At 67.8% G+C, this 11,463-nt stretch carries 13 protein-coding genes and 1 tRNA gene; 8 read left to right on the top strand and 6 right to left on the bottom strand.

Features of this window, described 5'->3' with window-relative positions:
• Nucleotides 1-46 precede the first annotated feature (46 nt).
• The 5 genes from FHD68_RS05905 to FHD68_RS05925 form a co-directional block, all read right to left on the bottom strand.
• A complete protein-coding gene (locus FHD68_RS05905; protein WP_045999020.1) occupies nucleotides 47-1,831 on the bottom strand; it encodes an SLC13 family permease in 1,785 nt (594 codons plus the stop codon).
• Between the two features lie 102 nt (nucleotides 1,832-1,933).
• Nucleotides 1,934-2,749, bottom strand: coding sequence for a TIGR00282 family metallophosphoesterase (locus FHD68_RS05910; protein ID WP_127898675.1), 816 nt, complete (start codon nucleotides 2,747-2,749; stop codon nucleotides 1,934-1,936).
• A 100-nt stretch (nucleotides 2,750-2,849) separates the two neighbouring features.
• Nucleotides 2,850-3,056 (bottom strand): cold-shock protein, encoded by a 207-nt coding sequence (locus tag FHD68_RS05915; protein ID WP_042248736.1) that lies wholly within the window; start codon nucleotides 3,054-3,056, stop codon nucleotides 2,850-2,852.
• A gap of 155 nt (nucleotides 3,057-3,211) precedes the next feature.
• A tRNA-Thr gene (locus FHD68_RS05920) sits at nucleotides 3,212-3,286 on the bottom strand.
• A gap of 30 nt (nucleotides 3,287-3,316) precedes the next feature.
• A complete protein-coding gene (locus FHD68_RS05925) occupies nucleotides 3,317-4,909 on the bottom strand; it encodes an ABC transporter permease (protein WP_240542547.1) in 1,593 nt (530 codons plus the stop codon).
• Between the two features lie 229 nt (nucleotides 4,910-5,138).
• On the opposite strand from FHD68_RS05925, the gene FHD68_RS05930 reads away from it, so the two are divergent.
• Entirely contained in the window at nucleotides 5,139-6,014 is an 876-nt protein-coding gene (locus tag FHD68_RS05930; protein ID WP_045981290.1) for a hypothetical protein, read from the top strand.
• Between the two features lie 30 nt (nucleotides 6,015-6,044).
• Here FHD68_RS05930 and FHD68_RS05935 read toward each other — a convergent pair whose 3' ends face one another.
• Nucleotides 6,045-6,296 (bottom strand): DUF2312 domain-containing protein, encoded by a 252-nt coding sequence (locus tag FHD68_RS05935; protein WP_042248738.1) that lies wholly within the window; start codon nucleotides 6,294-6,296, stop codon nucleotides 6,045-6,047.
• Nucleotides 6,297-6,407: 111 nt separating this feature from the next.
• On the opposite strand from FHD68_RS05935, the gene FHD68_RS05940 reads away from it, so the two are divergent.
• The 7 genes from FHD68_RS05940 to FHD68_RS05970 all read left to right on the top strand — a co-directional run.
• Nucleotides 6,408-6,635 carry a hypothetical protein gene (locus FHD68_RS05940; RefSeq protein ID WP_045981291.1) on the top strand — a complete coding sequence of 76 codons (228 nt, stop codon included), beginning with the start codon at nucleotides 6,408-6,410 and terminating at the stop codon, nucleotides 6,633-6,635.
• A gap of 7 nt (nucleotides 6,636-6,642) precedes the next feature.
• Nucleotides 6,643-7,092 carry a D-aminoacyl-tRNA deacylase gene (dtd, locus tag FHD68_RS05945; RefSeq protein WP_127898677.1) on the top strand — a complete coding sequence of 150 codons (450 nt, stop codon included), beginning with the start codon at nucleotides 6,643-6,645 and terminating at the stop codon, nucleotides 7,090-7,092.
• A 386-nt stretch (nucleotides 7,093-7,478) separates the two neighbouring features.
• Complete coding sequence (locus tag FHD68_RS05950; protein WP_045981350.1) at nucleotides 7,479-8,720, top strand: DEAD/DEAH box helicase; 1,242 nt, start codon at nucleotides 7,479-7,481, stop codon at nucleotides 8,718-8,720.
• A 111-nt stretch (nucleotides 8,721-8,831) separates the two neighbouring features.
• A complete protein-coding gene (locus tag FHD68_RS05955) occupies nucleotides 8,832-9,404 on the top strand; it encodes a thymidine kinase (protein ID WP_127898678.1) in 573 nt (190 codons plus the stop codon).
• Nucleotides 9,405-9,492: 88 nt separating this feature from the next.
• The gene (locus tag FHD68_RS05960) at nucleotides 9,493-10,647 is read left to right on the top strand and encodes a D-alanyl-D-alanine carboxypeptidase family protein (protein WP_127898679.1); all 1,155 of its coding nucleotides are present in this window, start codon (nucleotides 9,493-9,495) and stop codon (nucleotides 10,645-10,647) included.
• Nucleotides 10,647-11,243 carry a dTMP kinase gene (gene tmk, locus FHD68_RS05965; protein ID WP_127898680.1) on the top strand — a complete coding sequence of 199 codons (597 nt, stop codon included), beginning with the start codon at nucleotides 10,647-10,649 and terminating at the stop codon, nucleotides 11,241-11,243. The genes FHD68_RS05960 and tmk overlap by 1 nt, the downstream gene beginning before the upstream one ends.
• Nucleotides 11,240-11,463 (top strand): ATP-binding protein (locus FHD68_RS05970; protein WP_482811965.1); only part of this gene is annotated, 224 nt, incomplete at its 3' end. The genes tmk and FHD68_RS05970, both read left to right, overlap by 4 nt.

Consider the following 11,463-nt stretch of genomic DNA (forward strand, 5'->3'; position numbering starts at 1 on the left):
CGCCGATGCTGCATGGCAGCATTGCAGTCGCGGCAAACGCAAGGCGTCAAGGAACCAGCGGCCACAGGATGGGGATGATCAGGCACGCCACGATGCCGCAGATGATGTCCAGCGGCACGCCCACCTTGACGAAGTCAGAGAACCGATACCCCCCCGGTCCATAAACCATCATATGTGTCTGATAGCCGATGGGCGTCGCAAAGGCGACGGTTGCCGCGAACATGACGGCCACGACATAGGGTCGTGGGTCGTGGCCAAGGGTCGTGGCCAGCGCGATGGCAATGGGCGTCAGCAGGACGGCGACCGCGTTGTTCGACAGGACCTCGGTCAGGATCAGGCCTAGGAAATAGACCGCGATCAGGGTCAGGAACGGCGGCAGGTCCATCAGGTGCGGCGCCAGGAAGTCGACGATCAGGTTTACCGTCCCCGTATGTTCCAGCGCCTCGCCCACGGCCAGCATGGCGAAGATCATCGCCATCAGGCGGCCGTCCACGAAAGAGAACGCCTCTTCGGCGTCGACGCAGCGGGTGATGAGGATCACCGCCGCCGCCAGGAAGGACAGCGCCAGGATCGGGGCGACGTTCAGGGCCGCCAGCGTCACCACGGCCAGCAGGCAGATGATCGCGATGGGGGCGCGATTGCGCCGATAGGCCCGCGCCGAGGGGCGCGAGACGTCGACCATCTCCATGTCGGTGGCCAGGCGGCCGATATCCTCGGGCGCGCCCTCCAGCAGCAGGGTGTCGCCCACGCGCACCACCAGGTCGTCCAGCTGGCGACCGATGTTCTGGTTCCGCCGGTGCGCCGCCAGGACATAGATGCCATAGCGGCGGCGCAGGCGCAGGTCGCCAAGGCGGCGACCGATCAGATGGCAGCCCGGCGAGATCAGAACCTCGACCGTCTCGGTCGCGACCGAGCCCAGTTTGTCCAGCATCTGCAGGTTCTTGTTGTCCAGCATCTCCAGCAGGTCGGACATCTCCGACCGCAGGACGACGCGGTCGCCGGGGGCCAGCACGACCTCGGGCAGGTTGCGGCGCAGCGACGCGTCGCCCCGCAGCACGTCGATCAGGCGCACCGCGTCGCGCTTGAACAGCGCCACCTCGGTCACGGTCTGGCCGACCAGGGACGAATCCTCGGGGATCGCGACCTCGGTGAAGTACTTCATCTCGCGGCGCGACCCCAGGAAGCCGGCCAGCGAGGTGCGTTCGGGCAGAAGCTTGCGCCCGATCAGCAGGAAATAGGCGATCCCGGCAAGGGTGATGGCGATGCCCACCGGGGCGATCTCGAAGATCGTGAAGGGCTCCATCCCGCGTTCGCGCGCCACCCCGTCGACCAGCAGGTTGGTCGAGGTGCCGATCAACGAGATCATGCCCCCCATCAACGTGAAATAGCTAAGTGGCATCAACAATTTGGACGGCGTTGTTCCAAGCCGCAGCGCCAGCTGGATGCAGATCGGGATCATCACCGCGACGACCGGCGTGTTGTTCATTACCGCCGATGCAACGATCACGAAGCCGAACAGGCTGGCCACCGCCAGCATCGGATTGGTGTCAGCGCGGGCCGACACGATGCTGGACATCAGGTCCAGCGCCCCCGTCCGCATCAGGCCGCCCATCAGCAGGTACATGAAGGCGATCGTCCAGGGCGCGGCATTTGACAGCACCCCCGCCGCATCCTCGACCGGCAGCAGCCCCAGCACCATCATCGTCGCCGCCGAGGCGATGGCGATGACCTCGGGCGGGTGCTTTTCGCGGATGAAGAGGACAAAGGTGATGCTGACGATGATCAGCATGGCAACGGAAGCGGTCGTGCCGGTCAGTTCAAAGCCAAGCATGAAGATCCTGTCTCGTCACACGGCCCGGATGCGGCCCCGACATCGGGGTGTAGAGCAGTTTTCTGCGCTGCCGCAAGCGAAAGTTGAAACGGTGCCGGTGGGTCAGGCCGGATGCGTGGCCGCCAGCCGACCGCCGTCGCGCACCGGCTGGACGCTGCGCGCCTGCCCCGTGCGGTCGTCCGTCTCGACCAGCACGCCGGACAGCGTCGCCTCGCCTTCGGCGGGCACGAAGCGGTCGCGGACCATGCCGGTGATGAAGCGGCGCAGCGGCTCCGCCTTGTCCATGCCGATCACGCTGTCATAGTCGCCGCACATCCCCGCATCGGTCAGATAGGCCGTTCCGCGCGGCAGCACCTGTGCATCGGCCGTGGGGACGTGGGTGTGGGTGCCCACCACCAGGCTGGCGCGCCCGTCGCAGAAATGACCCACGGCCATCTTCTCGCTGGTCGCCTCGGCGTGGATGTCGACCAGGGCGCCCTGCACCATGCCGCCCGGCGGATGGGCGCGCAGCACGCCGTCCAGTGCCGAGAACGGATCGTCATAGGGACGCGACATGAACACTTGGCCCAAGGCCTGCACGATCAGCGCCTTGCGCCCGCGCTGGTCGCTGATGATCGTGTGACCGCGGCCCGGCGCCTCGCGCGCGAAGTTCAGAGGGCGCACGATCCGCGGTTCGCGGTCGATGAAGGCCAGCATGTCCTTTTGATCAAAGGCATGGTCGCCAAGCGTCAGGCAATCGGCCCCCGCCTCCAGCAGCAGCTGCGCGTGACCCGCGGTCAGGCCCCGCCCGCCGCTTGCGTTCTCCGAATTGACCACGACAAGATCGGCCTTCAGCCGGGCGCGCAGCCCCGCCAGCCGTTCGGTGATCGCCCGACGGCCCGAACGGCCCATCACATCACCAAGAAACAGAATTTTCATGGGGGTCTGCTATGCCAATCTGCGTGCGGCCTCAAGCGCGCACATGCAAAAAGGGCTGCCTTGCGGCAGCCCTTTCATATCGTCGCCGTAAGGCGTCGGATCAGACGAACTGAACGTTCGTTGCCGATTCGCGACCGTCACGGCCACGCTCCAGCTCGAACGTCACCTTCTGGCCGTCGGCCGGAGCCGACAGGCCCGCGCGCTCGAGAGCCGAGATGTGCAGGAAAACGTCCTGGCGGCCGCCTTCCGGTTGAATGAAGCCGAACCCTTTGGTGCTGTTGAACCACTTCACGGTGCCGTTGGCCATCGTGAGATCTCCTGTCTTAGTGTTCCACCCGCAGTATGCGGTGGCTTGGCCGTCAGATTAACAAAGCAGACTGAAGGCAGAAGCAGACAGGATGCAGAGAATTTAACGTAGCCATGTCTAGATAGGGCGGACAGGGCCTTAATGCAAGGGAAACTTGGTGCCGGCTGAGGGATTTGAACCCCCGACCCCCTGATTACAAATCAGACGCTCTACCACTGAGCTAAGCCGGCATCGTCGTCCGATTACCAAGCCGCCCGATGTTACGCAAGCGGCGGCTTCGTGCGTCTGGCACCGCCCAGGTTGGTGCGCGCCAGAAGCGCGACCGCGGCCAGCCCTACGGCCATCACCAGCAGTGCCGCGGGCGCGGCGTTGCCCAGATCCTCCAGGCTGGCGCGTTCGTGGGTGCGGGTGGCCAGCGTCTCGAAGTTGAACGGGCGCAGCAGCAGCGTTGCGGGCAGTTCCTTGACGCAATCGACGAAGACCAGCAGCAGCGCCGCCCCCACCGACCCGCGCATCATCGGCAGATAGACCGCGCGCAGGACCCCGGCATTGTCGCGCCCCAGCGACCGCGCCGCCATCGGCAGCGAGGGCGGCACCCGCGTGAAGGCCGCATCGATCGCCCCCTGCCCGATCGCGAAGAAACGGACCAGATAGGCCAGCACGATGGCCGTGCCCGTGCCCGTCAGGATCAGCCCCGGATCGGTGCCCGTCACCGCCAGCCAGCCATCCGCGACCCAGTGGTCCAGCGCGGCCAGCGGGATCAGCAGGCCCACCGCCAGCACCGCCCCCGGCGCGGCATAGCCGATGGTGGTGACCGGCATCAGCAGGCGCGGCAGCGCCCGCCCCGACAGGCGCGTCCCATAGACCATGATCAGCGCCATCAGCACCGTCAGCACCGCGGCGATCCCGCCTAATGACACCGTGTGCCACGCGGCCCGCACCAGCCCCGGCGACACCCAACCCTGCGGATAGGCCAGCGCATAGGTCGCGATCACCCCCACCGGCAGGACGAACCCCATCGCGAAAGGCAGCGTGCAGGCCATCGTCGCCAGGACCCCCGGCAGGGCACGCAGGCGCTGACGCTGGATCGGACGCGGCTGCCGGGCGCTTTGGTGATAGCGCGCGTTGCGGCGGGCAAAGCGTTCCCACAGCGACAGAAGCACGATGATGGCCAGCATCGCGCAGGCGATCTGGGCGGCACCGCCGGCGTTCCGACGCTCCAGCCAGGTGGTGAAGATGCCGGTGTTCAGGGTCTGGACCCCGAAATAGCTGACGACGCCGTAATCGGCGACCGCCTCCATCATCGCGATGGCCGATCCCGCTACGATGGCCGGGCGCGCCAGCGGCAGGCCAACGCGGGCGAACAGGCCCCAGGGGCCGGTGCCCAGGGCGCGCGCGACCTCGTATGCGCTGCCCGACTGTTCGTGCAGCGCGGCGCGCGTCAACAGATAGACATAGGGATAGAGGGCGGAGGCCAGCACCACGATCGCCGCCTCCAGCGAGCGGATGCGGGGGAACCAGTAGTCGCGGGCCGTCTCCCACCCGAACCAGCCGCGCAGGGCGATCTGGACCGGGCCGGAATAATCCAGGAAATCGGCCAGCGCATAGGCGCCGATATAGGCGGGCACCGCCAGCGGCAGCAGCAGCAGCCACTGCAGCACGCCACGGCCCGGAAAGTCGTACATGCTGACCAGCCAGGCCGCCCCGGTGCCCATCGCCGCGGCAAGCAGTCCCGTCCCCATTGCAAGCGCGACCGTATTGCCGAAATAGCGGGGCATGACGCTGGACAGCAGATGCGGCCAGATGTTGTCGGTGGGGTTCAGCGCCAGCCAGACGACCGAAAGGACCGGCATCAGCACCAGCCCCGCGACCAGGACCGCGGCGACCGACCATCCGCGTCCGCCCCCCTGGCGCAGGGCATGATCGTGACGGCGGCTGCGGGTCGGTTCTGGGGCTGTCCGGGTCATGCCCAAGGGCGATATGCCAAAGCGGTTTGACTGTCCACGCCGGACGGTTAATCTGCGCGCCACAACCAGGGTGGGCTTGCCCGCCGCAAGGCCAAGAAAAGACGGGACAGTTCAGATGCAGATGGTTTTCCACCTGGGGGTGCACGGCACCGACCGCGACCGCCTGCTCAAGACGCTGCTGAACAACCGCGCCGCCCTGCAGGGCATCGGCACCGAGGTGGTCACCCCGAACCGCCACCGTGGGCTGTTCGACGAGGCGCTGGCATCGCTGAACGGCGGCACGGCCACGCCCGAGATGGAACAGATCATGATGGACGCGATGCTGGAAAGCGACGATCCAAAGCGGATCGTGATGTCCACCTCGACCTTCATGGGTGCGCCGGGCCGGGCCGTGGGGCGCGACGGGCTCTATCCGCAGATCGGCATGCGCGCGGCCGCGCTGTCGCGGCTGTTCCCGTCGGCGCGGACCGAGTTCTTTTTGGCGATGCGCAATCCAGCCACCCTGCTGGCCGAGGTCCTGCCCCAGTTCAGCGGCGGCGGCTATGACGACCTGATGCAGGGCAACCACCCGCTGCAGCTGCGCTGGCGGCTGGCCATCCAGAAGCTGGTCCGATCGGTTCAGGGCCGCCGCCTGGTCCTGTGGTGCCACGAGGATGTGCCGCTGATCTGGCCCGAGGTGGTGCGGCTGATCGGCGCATTGCCCGACGGCGTGCCGCTGGCGGGAAACATGCCCTACATGTTCGACCTGCTGGGCCCATCCGGGATGGAGAAACTGCGCGCCGCAATGGCGGGCCGCGACCAGACCAATGTCGCGCAGCGCCGCCAGATCTATTCCGACGTCCTGGCCGCCCATGCCCTGCCCGAGGTGCTGGAGCAGACCGTCGACCTGCCGGGCTGGACGCAGGAGCTGGTCGATCAGGTGACCGAAAACTATCGCGCCGACGTGGCCGAGATTGCGGTCCTGCCGGGCGTCGAGTTCATCCTGCCCTAGGGCCGCGCGGGCGGCCCCGGGACGGGTGCGTCAGACCATGCCCAGGGCAGCCTTGTACATATCCAGGATCGCCTCTTCCTCGGCGATGTCGTCCTTGTCGCGGCGGCGCAGGGCGATGATCTGCTTCATCACCTTGGTGTCGTATCCGCGGGCCTTGGCCTCGGCCATCACCTCTTTCTGGCGTTCGGCGATGTCCTTCTTTTCGGCCTCAAGCTGCTCGAACTGTTCGATGAACTGGCGCAGCTCGTCCGCGGCCACCCCATAGGCTTGATCGTCCTGCATCGGATTCGTCCCTTCTTGCGCGTTTGCACCGGGTGTTAGGCGGTCTTGTTGCGGGGTGCAATCGCCGCTAGGGGACGGTCGCGAAACCCCGCTTTGCGCAAGGAGACGACCATGACCCTGTTCGACTGGATCATCTGGAGCGGCGCGGCCCTGACCCTGATCGGGCTGGGCGCCCTTGTCTGGTGCATCTGGACCGTCAGCCGCGCCCGCGCGCGGGGCTTGGACGACGCGGCGCTGCGCGAGAAGATGCGCGGCGTGCTGGCCGTGAACATGGGTGCGCTGGCGGCATCGGTCATCGGCCTGATGATGGTCGTGATCGGCATCGTGCTGGCCCGGTGACCCGACGATGAGGGTCCTGATCCAGCGCGTCACCGAAGCCCGCGTCACCGTCGACGCCCAGATCGTGGGGCAGACGGGGCCGGGCCTGCTGATCCTGGCCTGCGCCATGCAGGGCGACGACGACGCGACCGCCGCGGCGCTGGCCGGGCGGGTAGCGCGGTTGCGCATCTTCCGCGACGATCAGGGGCGGATGAACCGGTCGGTGCTGGACACGGGCGGCACGGCGCTGGTCGTCAGCCAGTTCACCTTGGCCGCCGACACCCGCAGCGGCAACCGCCCCGGCTTCTCCTCGGCCGCCGCGCCCGACGATGGCCGGCGCCTGTACGAACGCTTCGCTCAGGCGCTGCGCGACCTGGGGGTCGCCACCGAAACCGGGCGCTTTGGCGCGGACATGCAGGTGGCTTTGGTCAATGACGGGCCGGTGACGATCTGGATGGACAGCGCCGACCGCGCCTGACCATCCAGGGCCGTGCCTGACGGGGCTTGACTTTCACGTCATTTCCGCCCATCTGACCCCCATCGCCGTCCGCTGCCGCGTGAGCAGCCTTGGGCCCCTGCCCGATGACGCCGACACCCAATCCAGTTTCCCATTCACGCGGGGAGGCAGCAGGCATCCTCGTATCGCGCCTGCACCCCTGCCACTGGCCGCGCCCTGCGCGGGGCCCCTGCCTTTGCGTCCGATACGGGGGACGGAAGGGACGAAAGATCCTGATGGAACAGAACAACACCCGCCGCCGCCCCAACCGTGGCGGCAAGTCCACCCCCGCCCGCCCGCCGATCCAGGCCAACGAAGGCCGCCGCGCCCCCGCCCGCGAACCCGTCATCACCGGTCCCTTTGCGGATATGGGGATCGACCATCGCATCAACGCCAACATCATCGCGATGGGCCTGACCACGCCCACCCCGATCCAGGAACAGGGCATCCCTGCCATCGTGCAGGGCCGCGACGTGCTGGGCCTGGCCCAGACCGGCACCGGCAAGACGGCGGCCTTCGGCCTGCCGATGCTGACCCGCCTGATCAACTATGGGAAGAAGCCCGACCCCAAGACCTGCCGCGCGCTGATTTTGGCACCGACCCGCGAACTGGCCACCCAGATCGCGACGAACATCGACGCCTATGCCGAGGGGACGCCGATCCGGTCGTTCCGCGTCGTGGGCGGCGCCTCGATCAACACCCAGACCGAGCGGCTGTCGCGCGGCGTGGACGTTCTGATCGCGACGCCTGGCCGCCTGATGGACCTGATCGAGCGTCGCGCGATCAGCCTGGAGGCCACCACCTATCTGGTGCTGGACGAGGCTGACCAGATGCTGGACATCGGCTTCATCCACACGCTGCGCAAGATCGCGCGGATGCTGCCACGTGAACGCCAGACGCTGATGTTCTCGGCCACCATGCCCAAGCTGATGTCGGAACTGTCGGATACCTACCTGACCAACCCGGTCAAGGTCGCCGTCAACCCGCCGGGCCAGGCCGCCAAGAAGATCGAGCAGGGTGTCCACTTCGTCAGCCAGGGCGACAAGGCCACGCTGCTGGCCGAATACATGTCCAAGCACACCAACGAGCTGGCGATGGTCTTCGGCCGCACCAAGCACGGCTGCGAAAAGCTGGCCAAGCTGCTGGAAAAGTGGGGCTTCGCGGTCGCCGCGATCCACGGCAACAAGAGCCAGGGCCAGCGCGAGCGTGCGCTGGAGGCCTTCCGCAAGGGAGAGACCAAGGTGCTGGTCGCCACCGACGTGGCCGCCCGCGGCCTGGACATCCCCGAGGTCGCGCATGTCTACAACTACGACCTGCCGAACGTCCCCGAGAACTATGTCCACCGCATCGGCCGGACGGCGCGTGCGGGCCGTGACGGTCGCGCCGTGGCCTTCTGCTCGCCTGCCGAATTGGGAGAGCTGCGCGCCATCGAGAAGGCGATGAAGAACGCCATTCCGGTGATCGGCGGCGACGTGCCCTCGGCTGCCGCGGCCGCAGCGGCGGGTCCTGCCGGCGGCGCACAGCGCGGACGTGGCAAGCCGATGGACGGGGGCGCCCACAAGCGTCCGGCACGCCGCCCGTCGCGCGCGCCCAAGAGCCGCACCGCCTGATCCCTGCCGCAAGGCGGAATCTGTATCTGGACAACGAACAGGCCGCCGGGGCGCAATCTCCGGCGGCTTTCGCTTGTCGCGCGTGATGCGCGCGGGTATGGGCCGGGCACCATGGCAAAGCTGTATTTCAACTATTCGACGATGAACGCGGGCAAGAGCACGCTGCTGCTTCAGGCGTCCTACAACTATCGCGAACGCGGGATGGAGACGCTGCTGCTGACCGCGGCGCTGGACGACCGCGCCGGCAAGGGGCGCATCGCCAGCCGGATCGGCATCGCCGACGAGGCGCTGTCCTTTGACAGCGCGTCCGACCTGCTGACGCTGGTGGCGCAGACTGCGCCACGCCCCGCCTGCGTGTTCGTCGACGAGGCGCAGTTCCTGACCGCGGACCAGGTCTGGCAGCTGGCCCGCGTGGCCGACGACCTGGGCATTCCGGTCATGTGCTATGGGCTGCGAGTCGATTTCCGGGGCATGCTGTTTCCGGGATCCGCTGCCCTGCTGGCGCTGGCCGACGACATGCGCGAGGTGCGCACCATCTGTCACTGCGGCAAGAAGGCCACCATGGTCATCCGCCGCAACGAGGCGGGACAGGCGATCACCGAGGGCGCGCAGGTGCAGGTTGGCGGGAACGAGACCTATGTCTCGCTCTGCCGCAGGCACTGGCGCGAGGCCACGGGAAACTGATCACGATTGCCCCGCCCCGGCCATGGCGCGTTGCGGGGCGGATTGGGTTGATGTAACCATCATGGAAAACAACCTAGGGGGACTTATCATGCGCGGATTCCTGATCTGGGTGGCGGCCGTGCTGGCCATGACGGCCCCCGCCAGGGCCTTTGACACGACAGCATCGGCCGCGTGGGTCTATGACGTCCAGACCGGCACCGTGCTGATGGAGAAGAACGCCGAGACGCCGCTTCCCCCGGCCTCGATGTCCAAGCTGATGACCCTAACCATGCTGTTCGAGGCGCTGCGCGATGGGCGCGTGAGCATGGACACGACCTTTCCGGTGTCCGAGAAGGCCTGGCGCATGGGCGGGTCCAAGATGTTCGTGGAACCAGCCGACCGCCCCTCGGTCGAGGATCTGATCCACGGCATCATCATCAATTCCGGCAACGACGCCTGCGTCGTCGTGGCCGAGGGCCTGGCCGGGACCGAAGAGGCCTTTGCCCGCCAGATGAACGAACGCGCGGCGCAGCTGGGACTGACACACACGACGCTGACGAATGCCTCCGGCTGGCCCGACCCGGGACATCGCATGTCGATGGAGGATCTGGGTCTGCTGGCCACCTACATCATCACGGAATTCCCGGATCTCTATCCGAACTTCGCCATGACCTCGTTCAACTACAAGGGCCGCGTGCCGTCGAATGCAGGCAACCGCAACCCGCTGCTGTCCATCGGCACGGGCGAATGGACCGCCGACGGGCTGAAGACAGGCCACACCCAGGAGGCCGGATACGGCCTGGTCGGGTCGGCCATCCAGGACGGGCGTCGCATCATCTTCGTCATCACCGGCCTGACAAGCGACCGTGCCCGGGCCGAGGAATCCGAACGCCTGGTCAACTGGGCATTCCGCGAATTCAGCATGCGCACCCTGGTCCCCGCCGGAGAGGACGTGGCGCAGGCCCCCGTCTGGCTGGGCACCGTGTCGAGGGTCGGCCTGACCACCCAGAACGGCGTCAACGTCCTGGTTCCCGCCGGCGTCCAGGACCAGGTCAAGGTCGAGGTGGTCTACGATTCCCCCGTCCCCGCGCCCATCGCGCGAGGGGACCGCCTTGGCCAGTTGGTGGTGACCATCCCCGGCACGCGCGACACCGTCACGCCCCTGATCGCCACGCAGGACGTCCCCGAAGCCGGGCTGGTGGGCCGCATGAAGGGGGCCGTGATGCAGCTTGGCCAGCGTGCCATCACCGCCGTCACCGGCTGATGCTGATCAGCCTGGAAGGAATCGACGGCTGCGGCAAGTCCACCCAGTCCCGCCTGCTGGCCGACGCGCTGCGGGCGCAGGGCCGCGAGGTCGTGCTGACCCGAGAGCCCGGCGGCAGCCCCGGCGCCGAGGAGATCCGCCGCCTGCTGGTCGAGGGGTCGGGCGAACGCTGGTCGCCCGAGACGGAATGCCTGCTGTTCACCGCCGCCCGGCGCGATCATCTGGAACGCACGATCCGACCCGCGCTGCAGGCCGGGCAGGTCGTCGTGACCGACCGGTTCGCCGACAGCACCCGCGTCTATCAGGGTGCGGCGCGGGGCGACCTGCGGGACATGGTGGACCGGCTGCACGCGCTGATGATCGGGGTCGAGCCGGACCGGACATTCGTCATCGACATCGACCCAGAAACGGGGCTTGCCCGCGGCACTGCGCGCGGCGGGGCCGAGGACCGCTTTGAAAGCCTGGGGCTGGCCTTCCAGCAGCGGCTGGCCACGGGCTTTCGCGCGCTGGCCGCCGAATATCCCGACCGCGTCCGGCTGATCGACGGCAGAGGCAGCGCCGCGGACGTGTCCGCCCGCATCATGGCCGCGTTGTGAAGACCGAGGCAGCCGACATCCCCGAACCCGACCGGGTTCCGGGCGCACCCCATCCGCGTCACGCGACGCGCGTGATCGGCCAGGACGCGGCTGCGGCGGCGTTCCTGCAGGCCGCGCAGGGCGACCGGCTGCATCACGCCTGGCTGCTGACCGGGCCGCGCGGGGTCGGAAAGGCGACGCTGGCCTGGGCCATCGCGCGCTGGCTGCTGGCCGAGACCGG

The organism is Paracoccus marcusii, from assembly GCF_006151785.1.
Classification (GTDB): Bacteria; Pseudomonadota; Alphaproteobacteria; order Rhodobacterales; family Rhodobacteraceae; genus Paracoccus; species Paracoccus marcusii.

Excerpts from the sequence above, each read along its gene's own strand:
- FHD68_RS05935 (WP_042248738.1), bottom strand. The coding sequence starts at position 6,296 with ATGCAGGACGATCAAGCCTATGGGGTGGCCGCGGACGAGCTGCGCCAG.
- FHD68_RS05910 (WP_127898675.1), bottom strand. The coding sequence starts at position 2,749 with ATGAAAATTCTGTTTCTTGGTGATGTGATGGGCCGTTCGGGCCGTCGG.
- FHD68_RS05955 (WP_127898678.1), top strand. The coding sequence starts at position 8,832 with ATGGCAAAGCTGTATTTCAACTATTCGACGATGAACGCGGGCAAGAGC.
- FHD68_RS05915 (WP_042248736.1), bottom strand. The coding sequence starts at position 3,056 with ATGGCCAACGGCACCGTGAAGTGGTTCAACAGCACCAAAGGGTTCGGC.
- FHD68_RS05930 (WP_045981290.1), top strand. The coding sequence starts at position 5,139 with ATGCAGATGGTTTTCCACCTGGGGGTGCACGGCACCGACCGCGACCGC.
- tmk (WP_127898680.1), top strand. The coding sequence starts at position 10,647 with ATGCTGATCAGCCTGGAAGGAATCGACGGCTGCGGCAAGTCCACCCAG.
- FHD68_RS05925 (WP_240542547.1), bottom strand. The coding sequence starts at position 4,909 with ATGCCGGTCCTTTCGGTCGTCTGGCTGGCGCTGAACCCCACCGACAAC.
- dtd (WP_127898677.1), top strand. The coding sequence starts at position 6,643 with ATGAGGGTCCTGATCCAGCGCGTCACCGAAGCCCGCGTCACCGTCGAC.
- FHD68_RS05950 (WP_045981350.1), top strand. The coding sequence starts at position 7,479 with ATGGGGATCGACCATCGCATCAACGCCAACATCATCGCGATGGGCCTG.
- FHD68_RS05940 (WP_045981291.1), top strand. The coding sequence starts at position 6,408 with ATGACCCTGTTCGACTGGATCATCTGGAGCGGCGCGGCCCTGACCCTG.
- FHD68_RS05960 (WP_127898679.1), top strand. The coding sequence starts at position 9,493 with ATGCGCGGATTCCTGATCTGGGTGGCGGCCGTGCTGGCCATGACGGCC.
- FHD68_RS05905 (WP_045999020.1), bottom strand. The coding sequence starts at position 1,831 with ATGCTTGGCTTTGAACTGACCGGCACGACCGCTTCCGTTGCCATGCTG.